Here is a 25,418-nt window from a genome sequence, read left to right as displayed (position 1 = left end):
CGGCGCACCTGGCCGGCATGAGGTGACATGACAGCGCTGCATCCCTATTTCTGCGTGCTTCTACATCCGAGCGAGCCAGACTGATCGATGAATCATCTTCGGTCCGGGTGGCTGTTTAGGCGCTCCGGTCTGGCGGGCGGTCCATTGCTGGGGGCGGCGGATTGATCCTCCTCGCCTAGGTGAGGTTATTTCCTCCGACAAGACGGGCGGATGTGGACGTTCACAGGAAATGCTTGGGACGCCGGAGGAAGAAAACCACTCCGGGCGGCTTGACGGGTATCGCTTCAGGCAGGGGCGTCTTGCCAATATGTGCTCGCAGCAAGTGGGGCCGGCCGCCGTGGGCGGGTTCCCTCGTCGTCCACTGGTAAGGGGTGGGGGTTCGTGAACGTTGAGGTGGAGATCCTCGATCTACAACTCCGTCTGCAGGCGCTGGAGGCTCGCTCGTGTACGGGTGGCCGTGATGCGGTGTTGGCCGGGCTGGCTACGGCGAGGGCGGAGATCGTCGAGGTTCGCTCAGGGGTCGGGCGGGACTTTGAGATCCTCAACTTCGAGATCGCGCGCCTTCGGGAACGGATAGACGAGAGCTGCAAGGCCAGCCTGGAGGAGACGTTGACGATGTTGGAAGGGCTACGGTTCCAGCTCGATGATCTCGGGCTCAGATTGGATCGCCTGTTGGCGAAAGATGATGCCTGAGTGGCATTTGAGCCCCCGGTTCAGGTTGGGGGCTCTTGAATGAGGCTGCTTGACCGATCCGACGTTTGATGGCAATGATGCTGGAGGCCGGTTTCAGGGCTGGTTTGAGCGGATCGGCCAGGAGTGGGGACGGTATCGGGAAATGGTGACGGCCATCCCGTACTCCTTCTAGGGCCTTGTCCGAGAACGAAGGAGCCAACGTGATGGCCGCGAGGAACAGTGTGCCGCCTTCGAGATGGCATGCAAAGCTGTTTTGGAACTGTGGCTCCTACTTCTCTCTTTCCGGCCCGGCTTCGGACGGAATGCCGATGTGTCCCTCATAGTCAGGAAAATCGGGCTTGAGTGACAGCTTGTTGGCGAAATTGCAGTACGGCGACCGGGGCTGCCAAGCGTTGCTCAGGATGGCGCATGACTATATCCAGAGGGCAAGGGATCTCGAGAAGCCTCTGGTGCGAGATCTGCGAGCTTTGTGGCGGTGTTGCCATCGTGGCGGGCTGGCGCGGCCGGCCACTCGGACGGCCGCACGTATGTAGAGAGTGTTCGTGTCGCGCGACGAAGAGGTCTCCAGAAGCGGGCCTACGCGGGGCCGCAGCGCCGCGTTTGAGCTGCACGGGAGCTTGAGGGGTGCGTTCGACGAGAGGGCTGGTTCTGTCAGGCTCTCCCGATGGGTGGCCTCAGGCGGGCAGACAATGCGGGGGGTCGTGCTGCTGCAGGTAGCAGCCAGGGGCCGGGGTCCTCCAGGGCCAAGAGGATGAGCCGAAGTTGAGTACTGGTCTGGTAGGTGCCCGGGTTATCGGGCGTTGCCGGTCAGCAGACTGTCCCAGAGCAACTCGGTCTTGAGTGCGGAGCCTCGGACGGTCTCCTCCCGGATCGGGGTCCTGCCGTTCTTGCGAGTTCGGCGGATGAAGCGCTGCCCGCCGATCTGGCAGAGCTCGTAGATCAGGGGCGCGCAGTGGCAGGTATATGCCCGGACCCGTACGCGTTCGTAGGGGGAGTACGTGGGATACCAGTGGATGACTGTGCGGTCTGGACAGGGTTCGGGGAGGTGGATGCCGATGCAGTGTTCGTAGTCCAGGGGGAGGACGGTCATGGTCACAGAATACGTCTGGTTGTATCCGCTCGTCTATTCGGAAAGATGACTCTGTCTGAGCAGGCAGGAGGATATGGGAGGGCTCGTACACCTTCGTCTATGTTGCCGGTGTGCTGGACTACGACGGCGACACCCATATCTACGTACAGATCGCGGAGATCCTTCGACGGCGGGTCGAGGGGCTCGCGTCCGGGCATCCCGTGCCGAGCGAGGCCGACATTCAGCACGAGTTCGGGGTCGCGCGGACGACGGCCCGCCGGGCCATCCACGTGTTGCGCGAGGAAGGGCTCATCTACACGGTCCAGGGCGAGGGAACGTTCGTCGGTGCACCTGATGAAGCGCCGCGTAAGCAGCGGAAAGTGCCGCTCTATCGGCAGATCGCTGCCGATGTGGCCAAGCAGATCAGGGCGGGGCACTTCCAGCCCAAGCGGGCGATTCCGGGTGAGACGGCGTTGGTGCAGCAGTACGACGTGGCGCGCGAGACGGTGCGGCGGGCCATGGCGTTGTTGCGGGAGCAGGGATGGATCTACACCGTGCCGCAGCGTGGGAGTTACGTGTCGCCCGAAGAGTCGTGGCCCCAGGATTGAGATTCACTCATCTGCTTGTATCCAGACGTCTAAGGTATGAGCATGCTCGACCGAGACGGCCCCGTGCCGATCTATGTGCAGATTGCCGAGATGATCGAGGGTCAGATTCTGAGAGGTGAGCTGCTGGCCGGTGAGGCGGTGATGAGCGAGCTGGCCATGGAGGCCGAGTTCGACGTGGCGCGGTCAACTGTCCGGAACGTGGTGCGGGAGCTGCGTCGGCGGCAGCTCGTGCACACGGTGAAGGGGAAGGGGACGTTCGTCGGGGCCGCCGCGGATGGGGTGTAGGACGACAGCACAGGGGACGACAGCACAGGGGACGACAGCACAGGGGACGACAGCACAGGGGACGACAGCACAGGGGACGACAGCACAGGGGACGACAGAGGCGGGAGTACGCGGGAGCCTGGTCGGGCGGTTCGCTGAGGCCGGCGGTGCGGAGTGACGGCGGCGCGAGGCGGCTCGCCTTTGCGGTAAGGCTCTTGCCTGGGGGCTGCGAATGTGTGCCTGACGGGAGGTGGATGCTCGGCGGGGAGAGGATGCTTGGCCCAGGCGTGGAAGCTTGGCCCGGACCGGATGCTCGGCCTACAGGCGGATGCATGGCCTCCAGGCGACTGCTTGGCCGAGGGGTGTGGTCGGGGCTGTGTACGGGTGGTTCATGGTGCACTCCCCCAGGGCGTGGCGGGGGGTGAGGGGCAGTGCGGCTGGTGGGTGGGTGTTGGGGGCTGGGTGTGTTCGGGGGGCTTGGGGCTTTTGTGGCTGGGGGTTATTCCGGGAGTAGGCGGTAGTGGAGGCAGACGATGGTGGAGGTGTCGTTCACGTCGTGGCCCAGGGATGACCAGTAGCGTTGGTGGACTTCTCGCCAGTGTTGGATCGAGGTGAATCCTTCGCCTTCCGCCTCGGCGAACTCCCACGGCACCTCGGCGAACGGCACCAGCGCCACTGAGGTGATCTCGATGGTCGCGGCCTTCTCGCCAGCGTCGTTCACGAGGATAAGGTGTTCGCCGACGTGTTCCACCTCTTCGCCTTCCGCCTCGTAGTCGAGGGGCAGGAGGCCGGCGGTGGCGGTCTTCGTGCCTGCGAGGGTGAGGTCGGTCAGCAGGGTGCGTACCTTGCCGGGGGTGCCGAGGGCGAGGACTCTGCGTCCGTCGATGCGGGGCCACATAGGCGCATCCTAGAAGACGGGGATGATCTCCTCCGGGTCGATGACGTTCACCTCGACGCCTTCCAGGTCCAGTTCGGGAATGGCGGGGAAGGCGATGCCCCATCGTTCGACGATCGCGCGGACCTTCGCCATGGCCACGCGCCAGTTCTCCTTCTGTTCCTCGTACGAGAGCACGCCGAGGCCCGCTTCCCTGGCGTGGTCCATCAGGACGCGATGGTTGGCGAGGAAGTACGGCGGAAGTTCCCAGAAACCTTCCGGAGGCTCCCAGAGAATCATGGAGAGGAACACGAAACCGGCTCGCAGCTGGCGGGTGATGAGGCTGCGGGTCTCGTCGGTGAGGCCCGGCCATTCGTTTTCCAGAATGGTCATGCAGATTTGCAGATGGCGGGACTCGTCGAGGCCGATGCGCTGGAACATCTCGCCGAAGACCGGATGCCGGGTGCCCGTGGCCATGCCTCTGAACAGCGTGGACGCGGCCATCTCGCCCATCATGAAGCTCGTGAACAGGACCGGCAGCGAGTATCTTCCGACGGCGCTGGTGTAGCCGTTCCAGTAGCGGCCGCCGTTGTGGTAGAGCCAGCCGATGTTGTTGTGGGCGGCCTTTTCGAGATCGTCTTCGGGGGTCCAGTTCAGGGGGCCGCCGGGCCACAGCCGGGCGATGGTGCGCTGGCAGCACTCCTCATGGTTCATCTCGTCGCGGGTGATGGAGAAGAAGCACTTCCTGACCGGGTCTTCCTCGTGTTTCTCGAAAGCCTGGACGGTTGCGCGGGCGAACACGGCCGGGCCCGAGGCGTCGAAATTGGCGAGGACGGCGAACCAGTACATGATGCCCAGGCGCTGTTCGCGGGTGAAGTCGTCCGGGTTGAGGCCGTCCCATGGGAGGTCGGCCGGGTTCCAGAGTTTGCGCTTGGACTTCTCGTAGATGGCCGCGAGCTTCTCGGTCTCCACGCGCCATTCCATCGGATAGATGTTGGGCTGCGGGATCTCCGGCGCGGGCCAGAAGCCGCCTTCCGGGATCGTGAGGTCCGCCATGGTTGTGACACCTCCCCTGCCATCCTGCGCGGCGGCGTCACGCCTTGCAAGCTTCGCCGCGGCCCGGTGCGCACGTCGTCGTACCAGGCCTTTCCCTACGAGCGGGTGCGCTGCGTGACGGCGACGCAGGCCAGGACGGCGAGCGCCGCCGCCACGGTGGCGAGGCCGAAACGTTCACCCATCAGGACCCAGGCCCAGATGAGGGTCAGCAGCGGCTGCGCCAGCTGGGTCTGGCCGGCCCTCGCGATGCCGCCTCTGGCCAGGCCGGCGTACCAGGGGATGAAGCCGAGGAACATTGAGATCAGCGCCACGTAGGCGAAGCCGGCCAGGGCGGGGGCGGTCGGCGTGATGGGGGTGGTGAGGGTCAGGATCGCCGTGATCGGGGCGGTCAGCGGGAGGGAGAGGACGAGAGCGTGGCTGATCACCTGCCAGCCGGGGGTCGTCCTGGTCAGGCGGCCGCCCTCGGTGTAGCCGAGCGCGGCTGACAGGAGGGCGCCGACCAGGAGCAGGTCCGGCCAGGCGGCGCCGGCCTGGCCTCGGGTGAGGGTGAAGGCGGTGATCGCGGCGGCGCCGGTAGCGCAGGCGGCCCAGAACAGGGGGCGGGGGCGTTCGCCCGCCCGTACGACGGCGCAGGCGGCGGTGGCCGCGGGGAGCAGGGCGATGACCACGGCGGCGTGGGAGGTGCTGGCGCCCAGGTCCAGGGCGAGGCTGCTGAACACCGGGAAGCCGAAGACCACGCCCAGGGAGATCACGGCGTAGGAGGGCCAGTGGCGACGCTGCGGGAGGAGGGGCAGGCGGGCGACCTTGAGGCAGACCAGGGCGATGACGCCGGCGACGGCGGCGCGGCCGATGGCGACGAGCCAGGGGTCGAAGCCGCGCATCGCGTAGACGGTGCCGGGGAAGCTGCCGGAGAAGGCCAGGACGCCCAGGAAGGCAAGCATCGTCCCTTGCCGGGCGCGGGCGGCGGTCCCGCCGGTTCCTGTTAGGGCGTCGCGGAGCGTGCGGGCGCCGGTCGAGGAGGCGGTGCCGGTCGAGGAGGCGGCGTTCGACGAGGTGGTGCCGGTCGAGGGTGCGGTGCCGGTCGCGGGGGCGGGCTTCGGGACAGAGGCTGGAGAGGAGGGTGCGGTGCCGGTCCTGTTGGGAGGGCTGGGAGGGGCGGCCGGTTGGTTGAGGGGGGTGGGAGAGTCGGTGGCAGAAGAGCCGGTGGTGGGGGGCGTTGCAGGGTGGGGGGTGGGAGGGGGTGCTACTGCGTTTTGAACGGTAGCGCTATCCTTGTCCTTCATGACCAACGATAGCAGTATCGCCCAGATTGCGGCGATGCTGCGTGAAGAGGCCGCCCGTCTGGGGCCTGGTGGGCGGCTGCCGTCCAGCCGGGAGATCATGCGGCGGCACAACGTCAGTCCTGTCACGGTCTCGCGTGCCATCAGCCAGCTCGCCGCCGAAGGGCGAGTGGTGTCGCGTCCGGGGAGCGGCGCCTTCGTGGCGCCGCGGCAGGTCGTGCGCGGTCAGGACCCCCTGGACCTGTCCTGGCAGACGGTCGCCCTCGGCGACCGGGTGGTGGACGACGGGCCGGTGGCGGCGCTGCTCGCGCAGCCGTCCGAGGAGGTGGTGCCGCTGACCGGCGGCTACCTGAACCCGGGGCTGAGGCCGGACCGGCAGCTGGCGGCGGCCGCCGCGCGGGCGGTGCGCCGTCCGGACGTCTGGTCGACGCCGCCGTTGACCGGCCTGCACGAGCTGCGCGGCTGGTTCGCCCGTCAGGCCGGGGGCGACGTGACGGCGGCGGACGCGCTGATCGTCAGCGGCGGCCAGGCGGCGCTGACGCACGCGTTCAGGGCGCTGGCGGCCCCCGGGACGCCGGTGCTGGTCGAGACGCCCACCTATCCCGGAGCGCTGGCGGCGGCCAAGGCGGCCGGGCTGCGGGCGACCGCCGTGCCGATGGACCGCGACGGCGTACGGCCGGACCTGCTCGCCGAGGCGTTCGCCGTCACCGGCGCGCGGGTGTTCTTCTGCCAGCCCACCCTGCACAACCCCACCGGCGCGACGTTGCCCCTGGAGCGGCGCACGCAGGTGCTGGAGGTGGCCAGGGCGGCGGGGGCGTTCGTGATCGAGGACGACTACGCCCGCTACCTGTCCCCCACCGCTCCCCCGTCGCTGGCCTCCATGGACGCGCACGGCACCGTCGTCAACGTCGGCTCGCTGACCAAGATCCTGTCCCCCAGCCTGCGGGTGGCGGCGGTCGTGGCCCGTGGGCCGGCCGCGCACCGGTTGCGGGCCAGCCAGCTCGTCGAGTCGTTCTTCGTGGCGCGGCCGTTGCAGGAGACGGCGCTGGAGTTCGTGGGCTCGGCGGCGTGGGGCAGGCATCTGAACGCCGTGCACGCCGAGATCGCGACCAGGCGGGACGCGCTCGCGGCGGGGCTGGCGGCCCACGTCCCGGGGGCGGAGGTGCATCTGCTGCCGATCGGCGGCCTGCACCTGTGGCTGCGGCTGCCCGCCGAGGTGGACGAGAACGCCCTGGTCGAGACGGCCCGGCGGTACGGGACGCTGGTGAGCCCGGGGCGGATGTACTACCCGTCGGAGCCGCCGGGCCCGCGGATCAGGGTGACGCACATGGCCGCCGCCAACCTGACGGTCCTGGCCGAAGGGGTGCGGAGGCTCGGGCAGGCGCTGGACGCACAGGTCCGGTGATCGGACGCCCGGTCAGTGACGACCGGGACGCGCCCGACCGCGACCGCCGCCGCACCGGTCCCAGCCACCTCAGCCGACGGCTGCGATCGACACGCGTGGATCGACGGGCGGCGGCAGACGGCGGCGGAGGGCCCCGACGGGCAACGGCAGCCGGCGGGCAGCGGCGGGCAGGCAGCGGCGGGCGGGCGGAAGCTCGTTGGAGGCGGTTGGGGTGGGCCGTCGGCCCAGTAGGGGAATGTGTCGGCGGGTGGTCGTCCAGGTGTCCGGGAATCGTTCGCGCTCATGGTGTTCGATGCGGGTATGCGGTGACAACACCAAGACACGCGCTTACCGGGCGGGGAAGCGGGGTTCGCGTCGTCTCCAAGGCTCAAACACCGATACGGTGTAACTCGTGCCTTGTGGCACGAACGGCAGGCGAAGGAGCGGGCCGAGATGGCAGACGTAGGCGTCCGGGCGGCCCGGCGCGAGGATGTTCTCCAGGTTGCGAATACTCAGATCCGCGCCTGGCGCTACGGATATCGGGAGTTCCTCCCGGAAGGCCCACTCGAGCAGATGACGGGGCCGGCGGCCGAGAAGATGTGGCTGCGTCAGTGGGACGAGGCGATCGTCGCCCCGCCCGGCCCCTCGCACCGGGTGCTGGTCGCGGTGGAGACCATCCTCGACACCGAAGGTTTCCCCGCGCTGGGCGCGGGCGGCAGCGCGGCGCTGACGACCCCGCGCGGCGGCGAGCGGGTGGTGGGGCTGGCCTCGCACGCCCCCGCCGAGGACCCCGACCTGGATCCGGGCAGGGTCGCCGAGATGCTGACGCTGCTGGTCGACCCCGACTTCGTGCGTCGCGGCCACGGCAGCCGCCTGCTCAACGCCACCGTCGACTACCTGCGTGAGGACGGCTTCCGCCAGATCGTCACCTGGGTGTTCGCCGACAACTACGCGGTGCTCGGTTTCCTGGAGTCGGCCGGCTGGGGCGAGGACATGGCCGAACGCGTCCTCGACATGGGCCGTCCGATCCGCATGGTCAGGCTCACCACGGATATCAGCTAGAGGTTCGACAGCATGGCAACCCCCGGTCAGTGGATCGCGGGCGCACGCCCGCGCACGCTTCCCAACGCCGTAGTCCCCGTCATGGTCGGTACGGGCGTGGCGATCGGCGACGGCGGATTCGTCTGGTGGCGCGCGGTCCTGGCGCTGCTCGTGGCGCTGTCCTTGCAGATCGGCGTCAACTACGCCAACGACTACAGCGACGGCATCCGCGGCACCGACGACCAGCGCGTCGGCCCGATGCGGCTCGTGGGCTCGCGGGCGGCCACGCCCCGGCAGGTCCTGACGGCGGCGCTGGGCTGCTTCGCGGTCGCGGCGGTGCTCGGGCTGGTGCTGGTGGTCGTGACGCGGGCGTGGTGGATTCTGCTGGTGGGGGTCGCGTGCATCGCGGCGGCCTGGTTCTACACCGGCGGCAAGCGGCCCTACGGCTACCGCGGCCTGGGCGAGCTGGCGGTCTTCGTGTTCTTCGGCGTGGTCCCGGTGATGGGCACCGCGTACGTGCAGACCGAGCAGCTGAGCTGGACGGCGTTCCTGGCCTCGATCCCGGTGGGGTTGTTGTCGTGCTCGATGCTGGTGGTCAACAACCTGCGCGACGTCCAGACGGACGGCACGTCGGGCAAGCGCACGCTGGCGGTGGTGCTCGGCGCCGAGCGCACCCGGGCGTTGTACGTGTTGTGCCAGGTGGTGCCGTTCGTGGTGGCGCTGGCGATGATCGCGGTCACGCCCTGGGCGGCGCTCGCGGCGCTGGCCGCGCCGCTCGCGGTCACGCCGATCAGGACCGTGCTGGGCAAGGCCGTCGGGCCGGCGCTGATCGCGGTCCTGCAGCAGACGGGCAAACTGCAGATGGCGTACGGCCTGCTGTTCGCGGTCGGCTTGGCGATCACCCTGTAGCCAGTTACAGCGGTCGGCTTGGCGATCACTCTCTAGCCAGGTACGGCAGTCAGCTTGGTGATCACCCTCTAGCCAGGTACGGCAGTCGGCTTGGCGATCACTTTGTAGGCAGGGCACAACTGGCCCCCAGCACGCTCGTATGTCCCGATAACTCACCAGGTCACCCCCCTACGGTTCACTGTGTGCGCACACACCCAGCGACCCTCAGGAGGGGCCATGGAACAACGCGGGATCGAACTGGTCTCGGCCGGCGAAAGGTACGGCCGCCCGCGTGACCTGCTTTTCCTCTGGTCCGGGACGACGATGGGCATCTTCACCCTCGTCTACGGCATCACCATCGTGGCGGCGTTCCAGCTCAGCTTCACGCAGGCGGTCGTCGCGATCGTCATCGGCAACCTGCTGTCGTTCCCGCTGGTCGGCCTGACCAGCCTGCAGGGCCCGGCCACCGGCACCTCCACCATGGCGGTCTCCAGGGCCGCCTACGGCCCCAAGGGCGCCCGCGTGCTCAGCTTCTTCGGCTGGCTCAACATGGTGGGCTTCGAGGCCGGCGGCATGGTGCTCATCACGTTCGCGGCGCTGTCGCTGCTGGAGCAGGCGGGGGTGAGCGACCAGGGGCTCGGGCTCAAGGTCGTGGTCATCCTGGTGGCGGCGGCGATCCAGTTGGTGCTGCCGCTGATCGGGCACGCCGCGGTGATGAAGGCGCAGAAGTACTTCACCTGGGTGTTCGTCGTGCTGTTCGGCCTGATGGCGATCCTGATCGCGCCCAAGGTGGAGCTCGGGGGCGGCGGCGGGTCGGCGGACTTCGCCACGTTCACGATGGCGATCGCGATGATCATGTCGGCGGGTGGGCTGTCGTGGGGGCCGCTGGGTGGCGACTACTCCCGCTACCTGCCGGCGAGCTCCTCCAGGAAGGCGGTCTTCGGGTACGCGGCCCTGGGCGGGTTCGTCCCGTACGTGCTGCTGATGACGCTCGGGGCGGCCGTGGCGACCGTGGTCAAGGACAACACCGACCCGATCTCGGGGCTGCCGGGCGCGCTGCCGCAGTGGTTCGTGGTGCCGTACCTGCTGCTGGCGATCGTGTCGCTGTTCGCGGTCAACACCACCGACCTGTACTCCTCGGGGCTGAACCTGCAGGCGGCCGGGATCAAGGTCAAGCGCTGGGTGGCGGTCGTCGGCGACCTCGTGCTGTGCGTGATCATCACGTTCGTGGCGGTCACCTCGAACAGCTTCAACACCATGCTCAACAACTTCCTCGCGCTGCTGATCATCTGGCTGGCGCCCTGGGCCGGGGTCTACATCACCGACTGGCTGCGCAGGAGGGGACGCTACGACGCCGAGGCGCTGTTCGACGAGCAGGCGCCCGGCCAGGTCCGGTGGCCGGCGATCATCGCGCAGGTCCTGGGCATGGTGGCGGCGGCCCTGTGGATCAACTCGGCCGTCTTCGTCGGGCCGCTGTCGGAGGCGACGGGCGGCAGCGACTTCAGCATCTTCGCGGGCTTCCTGGTGGCGGGCGCGGCCTACGCGCTGCTCGTCCCGCGGCCCGCCGTACGGACTGTGGAGGCATGATGGACCGCGACCTGCTGGACGTGGCGTACGGGCGCAGGCCCGCGGACACGATCATCACGAACGGCACGCTCGTCAACGTGCTGACCGGCGAGCTGTACCCGGCCGAGATCGGCATCGTGGGCGGCCGGATCGCCGCCGTCGAGCCGGTGCTGGAGCGCGGCCCGGACACCGAGATCGTCGACGCCCGGGGCGGTTACCTGGTCCCCGGCCTGATCGACGGCCACCTGCACATCGAGTGCAGCAAGTTGTCGGTCACCAGCTTCGCCGACCTGGTGGTGCCGTTCGGCACGACGAGCGTGGTGTCGGGGCTGGACCAGATCCTCGTGGCCGAGGGGCTGCCGGGCGTCCGGCGTTTCCTGGACGAGTCGGCGGCGACCGGCATGCGAATCTGGTGGGGTGCACCCGCCAAGGCGCCCTACACCGTGCCTGAGTCGACCGTCGGGCACCCGTTCGGTCCGGCTGAGCACAGGATCGCCCACGAATGGCCGGAATGTGTGGGGATCTGGGAGACCGTCCAGGAGATGGTGGAACACTCCGATCCTGCCGTCATGGAGGCCCTCGACCTGGCCCGGGAGCGGCGGCTGCCGGTGTTCGGCTGCGCGCCGCTGTCCGACCCGCGCCGGATCAGCGGGCTGGCGGCGGCCGGGGTGCGGCTCGACCACGAGTCCTACTCGCACGAGGAGATGCTGGAGAAGCTGCGCCGCGGCATGTACGGCATCATCCGCGAGTCCTCCGTCGCCCACTTCCTCGACGAGAACATCAAGGCCGTGGCCCTGGCCGGCTCCCGCAGGCTGGCGTTCTGCACCGACGACGTGCACGCCGCCGACGTGCTGGCGGGCGGCCATATGGACAAGCTGGTCCGGATGGCGGTCGCGGCGGGGGTCGACCCGGTGACGGCGATCCAGATGGCCACGGTGAACTGCGCGGAGATGTACCGCATCGACCACCTGGTGGGCAGCCTGTCCCCCGGCCGGTTCGCGGACGTGCTGATCGTCGACTCGCTGGAGGACTTCCGGGTCCGCGAGGTGATCGCGAACGGCGTGCCCGCCGCCCGCGACGGCCGGATGGTCACGCCGACGCCCGCCCCCGAGCGTGGCCCGGTCCGGCCGTTCCCGATCGCCCCGGTCACCGCCGGCGACCTGGTGCTGCGCGCCGAGGGCGAGCAGGCGACCGTGCTGACCCTCGGCTTCACCGACCAGGTCTTCGTCCGCAGGAGGCGGGACGTGACCCTGCCGGTGACCGACGGCGTCGTGGAGCCGTCCGTGGAGCAGGACGCGCTGCTCGTCACGGTCGTCGAGCGCTACGGCAAGACCGGCAACAAGCCGGTCGCCATGGTCAGCGGCATGGGCCTGCGGGCCGGCGCGATCGCCACCAGCGCGGCGCCCGACGACAACAACATCATCTGCGTGGGCGCCTCCCGCGAGGACATGGCGCTGGCCGTCAACACCGTCGCCGAGCACGGCGGCGGCCAGGCCGTGGTGGTGGACGGCGAGGTGCGGGCGCTGCTGCCGCTGCCGGTCGGCGGCATCGTCTCCGACCTGCCGGCCGCCGAGATGGCGGTGCTGGAGGAGCGGCTCGACGACCTGGCCCGCGAGCTGGGCTGCACGCTGCCGGCGCCGCTGATGTACCTGTTCTTCCTGTCGATCACCGCGATCCCCGACTACGCCGTCACCGACCTCGGGCTGGTCGACTGCGTACGGCTCGAGGTCGTCGACCCCATCCTCACGGAGGTTTGATCATGAAGGACTTCATCGCCGGTCTCCCCAAGTGCGAGCTGCACCTGCACATCGAGGGCACGCTGGAGCCGGAGCTCAAGTTCGACCTGGCCCGGCGCAACGGCATCGCGCTGCCCTACACGTCGGTCGAGGAGATGCGGGCCGCCTACTCCTTCGACGACCTCCCCTCCTTCCTCACGGTCTACTACGAGGGCATGCAGGTGCTGCGCACCGAGCCCGACTTCTACGACCTGGCCATGGCCTACCTGCGCAAGGCCGCCGAGCAGAACGTGCGCTACGCCGAGATCTTCTTCGACCCGCAGGCGCACACCTCGCGCGGGGTGCCGTTCGACGTGGTGATCCGCGGGCTGCGGCGAGCGCTGATCGACGCCGACCGGCAGCTCGGCGTGCGGGCCCAGCTCATCATGTGCTTCCTGCGCGACTTCCAGGCCGAGTACGCGATGGCGACGCTGCTGGAGTCGCTGCCGTACAAGGAGTGGATCGTCGGCATCGGCCTGGACTCCGACGAGAAGGGCAACCCGCCGGCCAAGTTCGCCGCCGTGTACGAGCGGGCCCGCCAGGAGGGCTACCTGCTGACCATGCACTGCGACGTCGACCAGGACAACTCGATCGAGCACATCCGGCAGGCGATCGAGGAGATCGGCGTCGACCGGATCGACCACGGCGTCAACATCCTGGAGGACCAGCGGCTGGTGGACCTGGTGCTGGCCCGCGGCATCGGCCTGACCTGCTGCCCGATCTCCAACGGGTACGTCACCGACTCCATGAAGGCCGAGGGCATCCGCAAGCTCATGGAGCTCGGCGTCCGGGTGACGATCAACTCCGACGACCCGGCGTACTTCAACGGGTACGTGGGCGAGAACCTGGCGGCGCTGCAGGAGGAGCTGCAGCTCACCCGCGAGGAGCTGGCCCGGCTGGAGCGCAACGCGTTCGAGATCACCTGGCTGCCGCGGCACCTGAAGGACGCCTACCTGGCCGAGGTCGACGCCTACCTCGCCTGAGCGGTCCCGGGAAAACCTCCGGCGGGGGCCGCTTAGAACCCCGCTGGAGGGGCAGGCTGTCTGGTCGCAGGCGTGAGCCGCAGCCGAGCGCGAGGGATTTGTTGAACAGGACCGCTGTTCCGGCCGGAATCGACGAGTTCGAACGGGCACTGACGCGGAGTGTCGTCGTCGCCGCCCGTGCGATGCCCGACTCTCCGCTGGTCAGCGTGACGTTGTGCACCGAACGCGGCATCCGGTCGGCGGCGTGGGCGCACGCCCGTGCCAGGGTGCTCGACGGCATGCAGTCGGCGGCCGGGCGGGGGCCGAGCTTCGACGCGATCGAGGCCGGGCGCCCGGTCACGGCGGCCGGTCTGGCGGCCGGCGACGCCCGCTGGGGGTCCTTCTGCCCGCAGCCGCACGGGATACTCAGCCTGCACGCCGAGCCGCTGACCACCCAGGGGCGGCTGCTGGGCACGCTCAACCTCTACTCGGCGGGCACGGCCGGCTTCGCCGCGCGGACGCACGTCGCGGCGCAGGTGAGCGCCGCCTCGATCGGCGTGCTGTTCGACGTGGCGATCGGCGCGGCCCGTACGCGGGAGGTGGCGGCGCAGCTGAAGGAGGCGCTCGGCACCCGGCCGGTCATCGACCAGGCGATCGGGATCGTCATGGCGCAGCGCCGCTGCACCGCGCACCAGGCGTTCGAGATCCTGCGCAACGTCTCCCAGGACCGCAACCTCAAGGTGCACCACGTCGCGGCGACGATCGTCCGGTCTGTGAGCGGCGGCCCGCCGCAGCGGCCGCGGTTCGAGGATCCGCCGCCCGGCGACCAGGGGCATTCGGCATAATCGCCCCATGCCCTCCTTCCTCGCCCACGACGGGACCGTGCTGGCCTACCACGTCCACGGGACGGGCGAGCCGCTGGTGTGCGTGCCAGGCGGCCCGGGCCGCGCCTCCGTCTACCTGGGCGACCTCGGCGGCCTGCCCCGGCGGCTGATCCGGCTGGACGGCCGCGGCACCGGCGACTCGGCGATCCCGGCCGACACCGGGACGTACCGGTGGGACCGGCTGGCCGCGGACGTCGAGGCCCTGCGGCAGCACCTGGGGCTGGACCGCATGGACCTGCTGGCCCACTCGGCGGGCGCGAACGTGGCCGTCCGGTACGCCGGGCTGCATCCGGCCCGCCTGAGGTCGTTGTGCCTGGTCGCGCCCTCGCCGGTCGCCGTGGGCTTCGCGCCGACGGAGGAGGACTGGCGGGCCGGTCTGGAGCTGCGCGCGCACGAGCCGTGGTACGCCGCCGCCCTGGCGGAGTTCCTGGCGGACGAGGGCGTGCAGCGCCACCGGTTCTTCTACGGCCCCTGGACCGAACGCGCCGCGGCCCATTCCGCCCGGGCCGAGGAGGAGTGCGGCGAGGCCGCCGCGGACGGCTTCTACGCGCGGTCCCCGGTGACGCCCGAGGAGGTCAGGGCCGGGCTGGCCACGCTGGACGCGCCGGCGCTACTGCTGACCGGCGACCTGGACGTCCACCCCTGCCGCCTGCACGCGCGGCCCTTCGCCGCCCTGTTCCGCGACGCCACGCTGGTGACGCTGCCCGGCGCCGGGCACTTCCCGTGGGTGGACGACCCCGCCGCGTTCGTCTCGGCGGTGTCCGGATTCCTGGACGCGGCGGCCGGACGAGACGGCCTGACGCGCAGGGCATGATGGGGGTGGACGCCGGGACAGGAAGGACTCACCACGTGCGGCAGGAACTCGCGGTCACCAACGGGCAGGCCGCCGGGGTGCGCGGCGCGCTGGCGGGCAACCTGCGGCGCACGCGGCTGGCCCGGGGGTTCAGCGTCCGCGAGCTGGCCGAGCTGACCGGGGTGAGCAAGGCGCTGATCTCGCAGATCGAGCGCGGCGTCGCCAACCCCACGATCGAGGTGCTGACCCGGCTGGCGGGGGCGCTGGAGCTCACCTTCGCCGAGCTGACCCGTACCCAGCTCGCCGAGCCCGAGGTGCTGCGCAGGAGCGAGGGCCTGCCGGTGGCGGTGGGCGACACGACCGTGCGCGGCCTGTTCGCCGCGGCCGACCGACGGCGGTTCGAGCTGGCCGAGGGCGAGCTGCCGCCGCTGACGCGCAGCGCCAGGAGCGCCCACGGGCACGGGTCCGTGGAGCACGCCTACGTGGTGTCCGGCGAGGTGACGGTCGAGAGCGACACGTGGTCGGTGCGGCTGGGCGAGGGCGACGCGGTGCGGTTCGGGGCCGAGGTCGACCACGTCTACTCCACCGGCGAGCGCGGCTGCCGGATGCTCACGCTGATCTCCTACGACTAGCCGGGCCAGCGGCTGCTTCCGTCGGGCACGCTGGCCAGCAGCTCGCGGGTGTAGGGGTGGGCGGGGGCGTCCAGCACCCGGTCCACGTCGCCGGTCTCGACGCATTCGCCGGCCCGCAGCACGTACAGGCGGTCGGCGAGCTGGCGGACGACGGCCAGGTCGTGGGTGATGAACAGCAGGCCCATGCCCAGGCGTTCCTTGAGCCCGGCGAGCAGGGTGAGCACCTGCGCCTGCACGGAGACGTCGAGGGCGGAGACGGGTTCGTCGCAGACCAGCAGGCGGGGCTCGCCGGCCACGGCCCGCGCGATGGCCACGCGCTGGCGCTCGCCGCCCGACAGGCCGGCTGGGCGCTTGCGGGCGAGTGCCGGGTCGAGGCCCACCAGGCGCAGCAGCGCGCCGACGTCCGTGGGGCGTCCCTCGGCGGCGAGCGCCTCCTTGAGTGTCGCACCGACGGTACGCGCCGGGTTGAGCGTCGAGTACGGGTCCTGGAAGATCATCTGTGCCGTCCGGCGGGCCTGGCGCACCGCCTGGCGGGACAGGCGGGTGTGGTCGGAGCAGTCGAGCCCGTCGAGGGTGACGACGCCCGCGTCGGGCCGTTCCAGGCCGGTGACGCAGCGGGCCAGCGTGGTCTTGCCCGACCCCGACTCGCCGACGACGGCCACGACCTCGCCCGGCGCCACGGTCAGGTCCACACCGGCCAGGGCCGGCCGCGACGCGCCCGCGTACGTCTTGCGCAGGCCCGTCACCGCCAGCAGCGGCGCGGCGGCGGTGCGCGGCGGCGACGGCACGCCCGGCGGGGGCGGCGGCGCCTCGGGCAGCGCGGCGGCCCGTACGCAGGCCGACAGGCGAACCTCCGCGCCCGGCACCGGAACCAGGGCCGGGACGCCCGCCCGGCACTCCTCCCCCGCGTGCGCGCACCGGTCGGCGAACCCGCAGCGCCCGGCCACCGCGTCGTGGGCCGGCACCGAGCCCGGCACGGATGGGATGACCGGCAGCCGCCGGTCGGCGGGCGGCTCGGCGGCCAGCAGCGCCCGCGTGTACGGATGCCGCTGCTCCCTGCGCAGCTCGGCGGCGCGCCCGACCTCCATGACCCGGCCCGCGTACATGACCACGACCCGGTCGCACATCGAGAACGCCAGCCGCAGGTCGTGGGTGATGAGCAGGAACGTCATGTCCCGTTCGCGCTGGATGCGGCGGATGAGGGCGAGGACCTCGCGCTGCGTGGTGGCGTCGAGCGCGGTGGTCGGCTCGTCGGCCAGCAGGATCCGCGGCGCGGCGGCCAGCGCGCAGGCCAGGCCCACCCGCTGGCGCATGCCGCCGGAGAGCTGGAACGGGTAGCGGCCCGCCACCTCGCCTGGCAGGCCCACCTCGGCCAGCAGCCGCGGCACCTCGGTCTTCGGGTCGGCGCCGTCTGGCAGGCCGTCGGCGATCTGCTTGCCGGCCCTGCGCAGGGGGTTGAGCAGCGTGAACGGGTCCTGCATGAGCAGCGAGACCGTGCCGCCGCGCTGCCGCCGCCTGGCCCTGGGGTCGTCGTCGACCCGCCGCCCGTCGATCTCGACCAGGCCGGTGGACTCCAGCCCGGCGGGCAGCAGCCCGAGCAGCGCGCGGACGGTCAGCGACTTGCCCGAGCCGGACTCGCCCACGATCGCCACCGACTCGCCGGCGGCGACCTCGAAGGACACCTGCGACAGCAGCGTACGGCCGGTGTCCGGCTGCCGTACGGTCAGGTCGGCCACCCGCAGCATGGTCACCGGGCCCTCCGCTCGAAACGTTCGTGCAGCCAGTCGCCCACCAGGTTGAGCGCGGCGGCGGTGACGATCACGGCCAGGCCGGGCGCGATGACCGCCCACGGATTGGCCAGCAGCTGGGTGCGGTTGTCGGCCAGCGTGCGCCCCCAGTCGGGCGATCCGGCCGGCACGCCCAGGCCGAGGAACGACAACGACGACAGGGAGACCAGGGCGAAGGCGAAGTTCAGGAACGCCGAGGCCAGGCTGACCGGGACGATGTTCGGCCAGATGTGCCGGGTCATGATCCGCCAGGACGACAGGTTCTTGAGCAGGGCCGCCTCGACGTAGGGCCGGTGCCGCTGCTCCAGGACCGCGCCGCGCACCACGCGGGTGTCGGTGGGCGCGAACAGCACCACCAGCACGGCGACGGCCAGGCCGTAACCGCCGCCCAGCACGCCCGCCACGACGATCGCGACCAGCAGCGCGGGCAGCGAGAACATCAGGTCGGCCCAGCGCATGACCAGGGTGTCCGTCCAGCCGCCGAAGTACCCGGCGGCCAGGCCGAGCAGGTTGCCGATCAGCATGGAGCCGGCGGCCACGGCGAACGCCCCCGGCACGGCGGTGCGGGCCCCCGCGACGAGCAGGCTCAGCACGTCGCGGCCCAGGTCGTCGGTGCCGAGCGGGTGGCCGGGGCCGGGCATGGAGATGCCGGTCATCAGGTCCTGCGCGGTGGCGCCGGGGACCAGCCAGGGCGCGAACGCGGCGGCGGCCACGACGACCGCGAGCACGGCCAGCGCCAGCGGCACGGCGATCGGGAACCGGCGGATCACGGCACGCCCGCGCGTACGGGCCGGCGCGGTCACGACGCGCCCCCGCCGAGCCGCACGCGCGGGTCGGCCACCGAGTAGGCGACGTCCACCAGCAGGTTGACGGCGGCGATCAGGAGGGTGAGCAGCAGCGCGAGCGCCTGCACCACCGGCACGTCCTTGAAGGTGACCGAGTCGACCAGCAGCGACCCGAGCCCCGGCAGCGCGAACGTGACCTCCACCAGCACGGTCCCGGCGAGCATGCCGGTGACGACGAGCCCGGCCGCGGTCTGGACCGGCACCAGCGAGTTGCGCATGGCGTAGCCGAGCACGACGGGCGCGCTCAGGCCGCGGGCGCGGGCGAAGACCACGTAGTCCTGGTCGAGCTCGCGGACGAGCGCGGCCCTGCTGAAGCGCAGCAGCATCCCGGCCGCCCCGGCCGCCAGCGCGACGGCGGGCAGCGTCAGGTGCCACAGCTCGCTCGCGAACCCCTCCCCCGTGCCGTAGACGGGGAACCAGCCGAGCCCCAGCGCGAACACCACGAGCAGCAGCAGGCCGACCGCGAACGGCGGCGCGCTGAGCCCCACCACCCCGGCGGTCACCACCAGGCGGTCGCTCGCCCGGCCCTTGCGCAGCGCGCCCAGCACGCCGAGCGGCAGGCCCGCCAGCGCGGCCAGCAGCGTGCCGTAGCCGGTCAGGACGAGCGTGCGCGGCAGGCGTTCGCCGAGCATCGCGGCGACCGGCTGGCCGGTCCTGATGGAGGTGCCGAGGTCGCCGCCGAGCACCCCGCCGAGCCAGCGCAGGTACTGGACGGCGACGGGGTCGTCGAGGTGGTAGCGGATGCGCAGGGCGGCGATCGTGTCGGCGGTGGCCGGACGGGTGCCGAGCAGGGTCTGCTGGATGTCGCCCGGGGCCAGGTAGAGCAGGCCGAACACGCCGGCCGACAGCAGCAGCACGACGGCCGCGGTGCCCGCGGACCTGCGCAGCAGGAACCCGGCCCAGCCCATCACAACACCCCGCCCCCGGTCAGCCAGCCGATCACGCGCTCCGCCGCGTCCCTGCGGTGGGCGGGCTCGACCAGCTCGTGACCCTCCCGAGGGTAGAGGACCAGCTGAGTGCTCACGCCCGCCGCCGACCAGGCACGATAGAGCTGTTCCGCCTGGCCGGGAGGGGTGGTGCGGTCGCGCTCGCCGTGCAGGATCAGGGTCGGGGTGGCGGCCTCGGCGGCCTTGGCGGCGTGGTGCACGGGTGAGCGGGCGGCCAGGCGTTCGCGTCCCTCGCTGGTGGCCGGGTCGGCGCCGGCGTGGTAGAGCGGGTCGAAGCCGCCCGCGAGGTTGCTGGCGGTGGAGAAGCTCAGCCAGTCGCTCACGCCGGACATGACGACGGCGGCGCGGAAGCGGTCGGTGCGGGTGACGGCCCAGGCGGTCAGGTAGCCGCCGTAGCTCAGGCCCATGACCGCGGTCCGGCCGGGGTCGGCGACGCCGGTGGCGACGAGGTGGTCCACGCCGGCCAGCACGTCGTCCAGGTCCGCCGCGCCGACCTGGCCGATGACCGCGCGGGCGTAGTCCTGGCCGCGGCCGCTGCTGCCCCTGGGGTTCGGCAGCAGGACGGCGGCGCCGGCGTGCGCGAGCGGCAGGGCGAGCTGGTTGGACTCGGCGGGCGCGAACGAGCTGGACCACAACCAGGTGGGCCCGCCGTGCACCATGACGACCAGCGGCCTGGGGCCCTCTCCGGCGCCGGGGGTGGTGAGCAGCAGGCCGCTGACCGGCAGGCCGTCGCGGCCCGTCCAGGTGATCTCCTCCTGGCGTGCCGCCAGCGCGGCCAGCCCGGCGTTGAGCGCGGTGACCGGACGCCAGTCGCCCTCCCTGAGGACGGCCACGGCGACCTCGGGCGGCTGCCCGGGGCTCTCCCAGCAGGCCGCGGCCACCGTGCCGGCGCGGTCCACGGACAGCGAGGGCTGGCCGTCGCGGCCGCCCAGCGTCCCCCGCGCCGTCCAGCGGCTCAGGACGCGGCCGTCGGCGGCGCTGAGCACCCCGCCGTGCACGCCGGTGCCCGACCAGCCGGTGAACCACAGGGTGTCGTCGTCCAGCCAGCCGAGGTCGGTGACGTCGTCCAGGTCGCCCAGGTAGGCGACCTCCCCCGTGACCAGGTCGGCCCGCAGGACGCGGCCCGAGACGATCGACAGCCCCTCGACCACCACGGCGATCCGGCCGCCCGGGGCCAGCCGGGGCCGGGCGAGCTGCCAGGACGTGCGGTGCAACGTGCGCACCTCGCCGTCCTCGACCAGGTCGAGCCGGGGCCGGTAGTACCCGGCGGGCGTCTCGTCCGGCGAGGTCACGGCCAGGGCGCGGCCTGCGCGCCAGTCGGCGTCCCACACGGTCAGGCCGGGCAGCGGGAGCTCGCGCGGCCGGTCGTCGCCGATCTCGAACCAGGCCAGGCGGCGCAGCCGGCCGCCCGGCGTCAGGACGAAGGGGTCGGACGGGTCGTGCACGCGCAGGCCCAGGTGGCTGCCGTCGCGCTCGCTGCCGGGGTCGGCCAGCCGGACCAGGACGGTGCCGTCCGCGCCGGGGATCAGGTCCTCGATCTCGCCGTCCACGCGGGCCCGCCAGCCGTCGACGGCCAGCTCGGACGGCGACGGCGTGCGCAGCAGCCGCCCGTCGGGCAGCCACCGGACCGGGCCGTGGCAGTCGCCCGCGGCCTCCATGGCGCCGTCGAGCCCGACGACGTACGCGACGCCGTCGATCACGCAGGCGACGCGGTCGCCGCCGGGGTGCAGCGACACCGACTCGGGATAGCGCATCCCGGCCAGCGCCTGATGCACGTCGATGGGGTCGCGCGTCCCGTCCGTCCGGTTCGCGTAGGTGAGGTCGGTCGGGTCGGTGGGGCGGGTGGGGCCGGTCGGGTCGGTGGGGTCGGTCATCAGCGTGCGGCCACCTTCGTCGCCCACGGGCCGACGAAGAAGTAGGGCCCGAAGCCCTCGGCGGCGACCGCCCTGCCGAACGCGGTGGCCGCCTCGCCCCACCACAGCGGCTGGTACGGCACGTCCGCCGCCGCCCTGACCAGCGCCTGGCCGAGCAGCTTGCCCCGGGCGGCGTCGTCGGTGCCCGCCTTGGCCCGGTCCAGCAGGCCGGTCACCTCGGCGTTGTCGTACTCGGCGATGTTGGTGCCGTTCTCGCCGGTGGCGCCGCCGTGCAGGAGCTGCTGGACGTACTCGGCGGGGTCGCCGGTGGTGGCGAAGTACCAGCCGAGGTAGACGCCGGAGCCGTGCTTGCCGAGGTCGGCGATCCACTGTTCGAGCGGCACCTCCTTGACCTCCAGCGTGATGCCGATGGTCTTGAGGTTCTCGGCCAGGGTGAGCGCCGCCCGCCCGAGCTGCGGGCCGCTGCTCGGGTACGTGAGCGTGTCGGCGAACCCCTGCGGCGTGGCCGACTTCGCCAGCTCGGCCTTGGCCTGGGCCAGGTCGAAGCCGCACTGGGGGATGGCCGCGTACAGGGCGGTGACCTCGGCCTCGGCCAGCACGCCGCCCCACTGGGCCGGGTCCGGGATGGCGGTGGCGACCTTGCCGTGGCCGCGCAGCACGCTCCTGACGATGCCCTCCCGGTCCACGGCGTGGGCGACGGCCCGGCGCACGTGCACGTCGTCCCAGGGCTTCTTGGCCGTGTTGAAGGCCAGCGTGACCAGCGAACGGTCGGCGGCGGTCAGCACCTGCGCGCCGGGCACGGCCTTCCACTGGTCGATCTGCTCGGCCGGCACGTTGAGCGCGACGTCCACGTTGTCGCCGCGCATGGCCAGCAGCCGCGTGGACTCCTCGGGGATGAAGTCGATCCTGATCTGCCGGAAGGCCGGCTCGCCGCCCCGGTAGGCGTCGTTGCGCTCCAGCGTGACGTGCGAGTCGGGGGCGAACTCGGCCACCTTGTACGGCCCCGTCCCCAGCAGCTTGCCCTCCGGCGTGCCGATGCGCTCGCCGGTGGCCTCGATGAACTTCGCGCTGGTCACCAGCAGCGTGCCGGGCGTGGGCACCCACGCGAACGCCGCGTCGGGGCTCTTGAGCCTGATCGTCACCTCGGCGTCGCCGGTGGCCTCGATCGTGTCCACGTTGGCGTAGGCGTAGGCGAAGGCGGTGGTCGAGCCCTTCTTGGCGTGCAGGTTCAGGCTGGCGACCACGTCGGCGGCCGTGAGCGGGCTGCCGTCGGAGAACGTCACGCCGGGGCGCAGCTTGTAGACGTAGGTGGTGGCGTCCTTCCTGGCCCAGGACTCGGCCAGGGACGGCTGGAGGCTGCCGTCCGGGCCGACGCCGACCAGGGACTCCTGCACGAGGAGGGCGACGACGTAGTTCATGATGCCCGCCTCCTTGGCCGCGTCCAGCGACCCGATGGAGGAGGGCAGCGCGACGCGCAGGACGTCGAGGCTCTTCTTGGCGGCCGTCCCGGCCTCCTGCTCGGCCGGCCCGCACGCCGACAGCAGGCCGGGCAGCACGGCGAGCGCCCCCGCGAAGGCGGCGGACCGCAGGACAGAACGCCGGGAGACAGGCAGATCGGTCACCGGGGGACCCTACTTTCACACGACCGGCCAACCCGCCTAGCTGCAGTGTCTACCGGTAAACTCCAGTTGGCACACGAGAGTATTCGGCGCCTGCGCCACCAGTCAAACCCACCTATCGAATCGGAAATACATGATCACCGTGTACAGCGCTCCCTGGTGCGGTCACTGCCACCGGCTGAAGACGCAGCTCTCCCGCGCCGGCATCCCGTACACCGAGATCGACGTGGACGAGACCCCCGGCGCCGTCGACCTCATCGCCGAGCTCAACGGCGGCTCCTGGCTCATCCCCACGGTCGTCTTCCCGGACGGCTCTGCCCTGGTCAACCCCGGCGTGGAGGAGGTGCGGGCGCGGCTCGGCGCCTCCTGAGGGCCGGCGTTCTCAGCGCATCCTGAGGGCCAGCATGAAGTCGACCCGCTCGTCCCAGGAGTTGAGCGACCTGCCGGTCAGCTCCTCGATCCGGCGCATCCGGTAGCGCAGCGTGTTGACGTGCACGTGCAGGCGCTCGGCCGTGGCCGCCCACGAGCCCGACTCCTCCAGGTACGCCTGCAACGTCTCCAGCAGGTCCGTCTGGTTGGCCGCGTCGTACGACTCCAGCCGCCCCAGCAGCCGCGACCGGAACGCCCGCCGCAGCTCCCCCGGGATGGCGGCCAGCAGCGTGCGGTGGGAGCTGACGTCGTCGCCGGTGATCACGCTGACCCGGTCGCCGCTCAGGCCGGCCAGCGTGAGCGCGTGCCTGGCCTCCTCGATCAGGCTGCTCAGCGCCGCCGGGCCGGTCGTCACGCTGCTCACCCCGAGCGTGATGCGGCCCTGACCGAGCCCCGCCTCCAGGGTGCGCGCGCCCCTGAGCACGTGGGCCGTCAGCTCGTCGGCCGTGTTGCCCGCCAGCGGGACGAGCGCGACCGCCTCGGCGGGGCCGGTGGCCGTGACGATGCCGGGCGCCAGCGGCCGCAGCAGCTCGTCCAGGACGGGCACGGCGACCTCGCCGCCGCCGCCGTCGAGCCGCGCCGACAGGGCGACGGCCAGCAGGCCGTGCTCGGTCTCCACGTGCAGCGTGTGCAGCCGCGACACCACGCCGGGCAGCGCCGCGTCGCCCGACTCCAGCAGCGTCAGGAGCTGGTCGAGCACCCGCCGCTCGATGCGCTGCGCCGCCTCCAGCCGCGAGCGCTCCAGCGCCACCAGCGCGGCCAGCTCGACGACCAGGTCCTCGTTCTCGCCCTGCACCTGCTCGCCCGCGTACGCCAGGAACCAGTTGGCGATGCGGTGCGGCGCCCCCTTGCTGACCGGGAACACCGACAGCGTCGTGCCGTCCTCCTGCGTCACCATCCCCGGCAGGAACCGCGCGGTCAAGAACGTGTGCGCCAGCCGCAGCCGGGCCGCGGCGTCCAGCGGCTGGGAGCCGACGACCACCCGGCCCGTTGGCGAGAGCACCCAGCAGGGCACGTCCAGCTCGCCCGCCACCGCCGTGACGAGCTTGGTGAGGCTGCCGCCGTCGACCAGGGTGCTGGCCAGCCGCCTGCGGGCGGCGTACGCGGGCCGCGGCGGCGTGCCCAGCTCGGCGATCAGCGCCCGCAGGACGTGCTCGGTGAGCTGGCTGAACGGCACGTCCACCGGCAGGGTGAGCAGCGGCAGCCCGGCCTCGGCGCAGGCGTCGATCAGGTCGGCCGGCGGCACCTTGAGCGCGGTGCCGGCGACCAGCGCCGCCACGTCCCCGAGCTTGGCGACGAAGTCGCGCGAGGAGGCCGGGCCGGTGTGCCAGGTCAGCTCGGTGAGCACCAGCTCGCCCGCCTTGACGAACATGGCCGGGTCGGGCAGGTCGGTCGTGGTGACGCCGCGTACGCGCCGGTCGAGCAGGTCGTGCCCGGTCAGCACCTTCAGGGCCAGCTGACCGGCCTGGAGAAGGTCCCTCAGCCGCATGGCCAGCCTTCCCGGCGCCAGGCCGCGTCCCAGAACATCCACTCGTAGCGGGCCGTGGTGAGCGCGCGGTCGAGCAGCCGCAGCCGCTCCTCGCCGGCCGGCGCCAGCCCGTCGAGCAGGTCGAGCACCCCGGCCACGGTCTCCTGGTAGCCCTCGCCGCCGTAGGTGTCGATCCACCAGGCGTACAGCGGGTCGGGCGAGGACCGGCCGAGCAGGGTCTCGCCGACCCGGGCGTAGATCCAGTAGCAGGGCACGATCGCGCCCAGCGCCTCCGGGAACGTGCCCAGCGAGCACGTACGCACCAGGTACGAGGTGTATCCGACCGTCGTGGGCCCGGCGGGCGTCTTGCGCGCATCGGCCTCGTCCAGCCCGAACGCGGCCAGCAGCTCCACCACCAGGCTGTGCTCCACCTCGACGGTCATGGCGGCGTCGCGGGCGAACCGCTGCACGCCGGACGGCTCCGGCGAACGCGCCGCGCACGCCGCCAGCGCCCTGGCGTAGTCGGGCAGGAAGTGCGCCTCCTGCACCACGTAGTGGCGGAACGCCTCCCGCGGCAGGGAGCCGTCGGTCAGCCCCGACAGGAACGGGTGGGCCAGGATCTGGTCGTACACACCGCCGACGACCTGCCACAACTCATCACGAAACCGGCTCACCCGCCC

Annotated in this window: 25 protein-coding genes; 14 read left to right on the top strand and 11 right to left on the bottom strand. The window is 71.7% G+C overall.

Annotated features, from left to right (window positions below; all coding sequences use genetic code 11):
* Positions 1-381 precede the first annotated feature (381 nt).
* Positions 382-693: a hypothetical protein gene (locus tag AB0J76_RS28710; RefSeq protein WP_352320782.1), complete on the top strand. Its 312-nt coding sequence runs from the start codon at positions 382-384 to the stop codon at positions 691-693.
* A gap of 790 nt (positions 694-1,483) precedes the next feature.
* Here AB0J76_RS28710 and AB0J76_RS28705 read toward each other — a convergent pair.
* Positions 1,484-1,783: a hypothetical protein gene (locus AB0J76_RS28705; RefSeq protein WP_352320780.1), complete on the bottom strand. Its 300-nt coding sequence runs from the start codon at positions 1,781-1,783 to the stop codon at positions 1,484-1,486.
* Between the two features lie 110 nt (positions 1,784-1,893).
* Between AB0J76_RS28705 and AB0J76_RS28700 the strand changes: the two genes are divergently transcribed.
* Positions 1,894-2,370, top strand: coding sequence for a GntR family transcriptional regulator (locus AB0J76_RS28700; RefSeq protein ID WP_352320779.1), 477 nt, complete (start codon positions 1,894-1,896; stop codon positions 2,368-2,370).
* A gap of 42 nt (positions 2,371-2,412) precedes the next feature.
* Positions 2,413-2,655 carry a GntR family transcriptional regulator gene (locus AB0J76_RS28695; protein ID WP_352320777.1) on the top strand — a complete coding sequence of 81 codons (243 nt, stop codon included), beginning with the start codon at positions 2,413-2,415 and terminating at the stop codon, positions 2,653-2,655.
* Positions 2,656-3,133: 478 nt separating this feature from the next.
* Here the strand turns inward: AB0J76_RS28695 and AB0J76_RS28690 are convergent, their stop codons facing one another.
* The 3 genes from AB0J76_RS28690 to AB0J76_RS28680 all read right to left on the bottom strand — a co-directional run bounded on the left by AB0J76_RS28690 (position 3,134) and on the right by AB0J76_RS28680 (position 5,505).
* Positions 3,134-3,532 carry an ASCH domain-containing protein gene (locus tag AB0J76_RS28690; RefSeq protein ID WP_352320775.1) on the bottom strand — a complete coding sequence of 133 codons (399 nt, stop codon included), beginning with the start codon at positions 3,530-3,532 and terminating at the stop codon, positions 3,134-3,136.
* Between the two features lie 9 nt (positions 3,533-3,541).
* Positions 3,542-4,564, bottom strand: coding sequence for a hypothetical protein (locus tag AB0J76_RS28685; RefSeq protein WP_352320774.1), 1,023 nt, complete (start codon positions 4,562-4,564; stop codon positions 3,542-3,544).
* A gap of 95 nt (positions 4,565-4,659) precedes the next feature.
* Positions 4,660-5,505 (bottom strand): DMT family transporter, encoded by an 846-nt coding sequence (locus AB0J76_RS28680; RefSeq protein ID WP_352320772.1) that lies wholly within the window; start codon positions 5,503-5,505, stop codon positions 4,660-4,662.
* A 376-nt stretch (positions 5,506-5,881) separates the two neighbouring features.
* Between AB0J76_RS28680 and AB0J76_RS28675 the strand changes: the two genes are divergently transcribed.
* From AB0J76_RS28675 to AB0J76_RS28630, 10 genes are all read left to right on the top strand, one after another.
* Entirely contained in the window at positions 5,882-7,249 is a 1,368-nt protein-coding gene (locus AB0J76_RS28675) for a PLP-dependent aminotransferase family protein (RefSeq protein ID WP_352320770.1), read from the top strand.
* A 235-nt stretch (positions 7,250-7,484) separates the two neighbouring features.
* Complete coding sequence (locus AB0J76_RS28670) at positions 7,485-7,637, top strand: CGNR zinc finger domain-containing protein (RefSeq protein WP_352320768.1); 153 nt, start codon at positions 7,485-7,487, stop codon at positions 7,635-7,637.
* A gap of 164 nt (positions 7,638-7,801) precedes the next feature.
* Positions 7,802-8,290, top strand: a complete 489-nt coding sequence (locus tag AB0J76_RS28665; RefSeq protein WP_352320766.1) for a GNAT family N-acetyltransferase — start codon at positions 7,802-7,804, stop codon at positions 8,288-8,290.
* A 12-nt stretch (positions 8,291-8,302) separates the two neighbouring features.
* Positions 8,303-9,178, top strand: coding sequence for a 1,4-dihydroxy-2-naphthoate polyprenyltransferase (locus AB0J76_RS28660; RefSeq protein WP_352320764.1), 876 nt, complete (start codon positions 8,303-8,305; stop codon positions 9,176-9,178).
* Between the two features lie 216 nt (positions 9,179-9,394).
* Positions 9,395-10,744, top strand: coding sequence for a cytosine permease (locus AB0J76_RS28655; RefSeq protein WP_352320763.1), 1,350 nt, complete (start codon positions 9,395-9,397; stop codon positions 10,742-10,744).
* Positions 10,741-12,480 carry an adenine deaminase C-terminal domain-containing protein gene (locus tag AB0J76_RS28650; RefSeq protein WP_352320761.1) on the top strand — a complete coding sequence of 580 codons (1,740 nt, stop codon included), beginning with the start codon at positions 10,741-10,743 and terminating at the stop codon, positions 12,478-12,480. The genes AB0J76_RS28655 and AB0J76_RS28650 overlap by 4 nt, the downstream gene beginning before the upstream one ends.
* 2 nt (positions 12,481-12,482) lie before the next feature.
* Complete coding sequence (locus AB0J76_RS28645; RefSeq protein ID WP_352320759.1) at positions 12,483-13,481, top strand: adenosine deaminase; 999 nt, start codon at positions 12,483-12,485, stop codon at positions 13,479-13,481.
* Positions 13,482-13,579: 98 nt separating this feature from the next.
* On the top strand, positions 13,580-14,305 hold the full coding sequence (locus tag AB0J76_RS28640) for a GAF and ANTAR domain-containing protein (RefSeq protein ID WP_352320757.1): 726 nt from the start codon (positions 13,580-13,582) through the stop codon (positions 14,303-14,305).
* A gap of 7 nt (positions 14,306-14,312) precedes the next feature.
* Positions 14,313-15,158, top strand: coding sequence for an alpha/beta hydrolase (locus tag AB0J76_RS28635; protein WP_352320755.1), 846 nt, complete (start codon positions 14,313-14,315; stop codon positions 15,156-15,158).
* A gap of 35 nt (positions 15,159-15,193) precedes the next feature.
* The gene (locus tag AB0J76_RS28630; RefSeq protein ID WP_352320754.1) at positions 15,194-15,769 is read left to right on the top strand and encodes an XRE family transcriptional regulator; all 576 of its coding nucleotides are present in this window, start codon (positions 15,194-15,196) and stop codon (positions 15,767-15,769) included.
* On the opposite strand, the gene AB0J76_RS28625 is transcribed toward AB0J76_RS28630, so the two are convergent.
* Genes AB0J76_RS28625 through AB0J76_RS28605 form a run of 5 tightly spaced genes read right to left on the bottom strand, consistent with a single transcriptional unit; the run spans position 15,766 to position 22,844 of the window.
* Positions 15,766-17,514 (bottom strand): ABC transporter ATP-binding protein, encoded by a 1,749-nt coding sequence (locus AB0J76_RS28625; RefSeq protein WP_352320825.1) that lies wholly within the window; start codon positions 17,512-17,514, stop codon positions 15,766-15,768. The two genes, AB0J76_RS28630 and AB0J76_RS28625, sit on opposite strands and share 4 nt — an antisense overlap.
* A 2-nt stretch (positions 17,515-17,516) precedes the next feature.
* Positions 17,517-18,359 carry an ABC transporter permease gene (locus tag AB0J76_RS28620; RefSeq protein WP_352320753.1) on the bottom strand — a complete coding sequence of 281 codons (843 nt, stop codon included), beginning with the start codon at positions 18,357-18,359 and terminating at the stop codon, positions 17,517-17,519.
* Complete coding sequence (locus AB0J76_RS28615; protein ID WP_352320751.1) at positions 18,356-19,309, bottom strand: ABC transporter permease; 954 nt, start codon at positions 19,307-19,309, stop codon at positions 18,356-18,358. Before AB0J76_RS28615 ends, AB0J76_RS28620 begins: the two co-directional genes overlap by 4 nt.
* Positions 19,309-21,249 (bottom strand): prolyl oligopeptidase family serine peptidase, encoded by a 1,941-nt coding sequence (locus tag AB0J76_RS28610; RefSeq protein ID WP_352320749.1) that lies wholly within the window; start codon positions 21,247-21,249, stop codon positions 19,309-19,311. The genes AB0J76_RS28615 and AB0J76_RS28610 overlap by 1 nt, the downstream gene beginning before the upstream one ends.
* Positions 21,222-22,844, bottom strand: a complete 1,623-nt coding sequence (locus tag AB0J76_RS28605; RefSeq protein WP_352320748.1) for an ABC transporter substrate-binding protein — start codon at positions 22,842-22,844, stop codon at positions 21,222-21,224. Before AB0J76_RS28605 ends, AB0J76_RS28610 begins: the two co-directional genes overlap by 28 nt.
* A gap of 130 nt (positions 22,845-22,974) precedes the next feature.
* On the opposite strand from AB0J76_RS28605, the gene AB0J76_RS28600 reads away from it, so the two are divergent.
* Positions 22,975-23,211: a glutaredoxin domain-containing protein gene (locus AB0J76_RS28600; RefSeq protein WP_352320746.1), complete on the top strand. Its 237-nt coding sequence runs from the start codon at positions 22,975-22,977 to the stop codon at positions 23,209-23,211.
* 12 nt (positions 23,212-23,223) lie between these two features.
* Here the strand turns inward: AB0J76_RS28600 and AB0J76_RS28595 are convergent, their stop codons facing one another.
* Both AB0J76_RS28595 and AB0J76_RS28590 read right to left on the bottom strand, forming a co-directional pair.
* Entirely contained in the window at positions 23,224-24,759 is a 1,536-nt protein-coding gene (locus AB0J76_RS28595) for a helix-turn-helix domain-containing protein (protein WP_352320744.1), read from the bottom strand.
* Positions 24,750-25,412, bottom strand: coding sequence for a TenA family protein (locus AB0J76_RS28590; protein ID WP_352320742.1), 663 nt, complete (start codon positions 25,410-25,412; stop codon positions 24,750-24,752). Before AB0J76_RS28590 ends, AB0J76_RS28595 begins: the two co-directional genes overlap by 10 nt.
* Positions 25,413-25,418: the final 6 nt, after the last annotated feature.

It is taken from the genome of Nonomuraea sp. NPDC049624 (assembly GCF_040675255.1).
Lineage (GTDB): Bacteria > Actinomycetota > Actinomycetes > Streptosporangiales > Streptosporangiaceae > Nonomuraea.
Note: the sequence above shows the minus strand (reverse complement) of the source record. Positions and strands in the feature narration are given on the sequence as shown.

Coding starts and splice junctions, on each gene's coding strand:
- AB0J76_RS28705 (WP_352320780.1), bottom strand. CDS start 1,783: ATGACCGTCCTCCCCCTGGACTACGAACACTGCATCGGCATCCACCTC.
- AB0J76_RS28695 (WP_352320777.1), top strand. CDS start 2,413: ATGCTCGACCGAGACGGCCCCGTGCCGATCTATGTGCAGATTGCCGAG.
- AB0J76_RS28690 (WP_352320775.1), bottom strand. CDS start 3,532: ATGTGGCCCCGCATCGACGGACGCAGAGTCCTCGCCCTCGGCACCCCC.
- AB0J76_RS28685 (WP_352320774.1), bottom strand. CDS start 4,564: ATGGCGGACCTCACGATCCCGGAAGGCGGCTTCTGGCCCGCGCCGGAG.
- AB0J76_RS28680 (WP_352320772.1), bottom strand. CDS start 5,505: ATGCTTGCCTTCCTGGGCGTCCTGGCCTTCTCCGGCAGCTTCCCCGGC.
- AB0J76_RS28675 (WP_352320770.1), top strand. CDS start 5,882: ATGCTGCGTGAAGAGGCCGCCCGTCTGGGGCCTGGTGGGCGGCTGCCG.
- AB0J76_RS28670 (WP_352320768.1), top strand. CDS start 7,485: ATGTGTCGGCGGGTGGTCGTCCAGGTGTCCGGGAATCGTTCGCGCTCA.
- AB0J76_RS28665 (WP_352320766.1), top strand. CDS start 7,802: ATGACGGGGCCGGCGGCCGAGAAGATGTGGCTGCGTCAGTGGGACGAG.
- AB0J76_RS28660 (WP_352320764.1), top strand. CDS start 8,303: ATGGCAACCCCCGGTCAGTGGATCGCGGGCGCACGCCCGCGCACGCTT.
- AB0J76_RS28655 (WP_352320763.1), top strand. CDS start 9,395: ATGGAACAACGCGGGATCGAACTGGTCTCGGCCGGCGAAAGGTACGGC.
- AB0J76_RS28650 (WP_352320761.1), top strand. CDS start 10,741: ATGATGGACCGCGACCTGCTGGACGTGGCGTACGGGCGCAGGCCCGCG.
- AB0J76_RS28645 (WP_352320759.1), top strand. CDS start 12,483: ATGAAGGACTTCATCGCCGGTCTCCCCAAGTGCGAGCTGCACCTGCAC.
- AB0J76_RS28635 (WP_352320755.1), top strand. CDS start 14,313: ATGCCCTCCTTCCTCGCCCACGACGGGACCGTGCTGGCCTACCACGTC.
- AB0J76_RS28625 (WP_352320825.1), bottom strand. CDS start 17,514: ATGCTGCGGGTGGCCGACCTGACCGTACGGCAGCCGGACACCGGCCGT.
- AB0J76_RS28615 (WP_352320751.1), bottom strand. CDS start 19,309: ATGGGCTGGGCCGGGTTCCTGCTGCGCAGGTCCGCGGGCACCGCGGCC.
- AB0J76_RS28600 (WP_352320746.1), top strand. CDS start 22,975: ATGATCACCGTGTACAGCGCTCCCTGGTGCGGTCACTGCCACCGGCTG.
- AB0J76_RS28595 (WP_352320744.1), bottom strand. CDS start 24,759: ATGCGGCTGAGGGACCTTCTCCAGGCCGGTCAGCTGGCCCTGAAGGTG.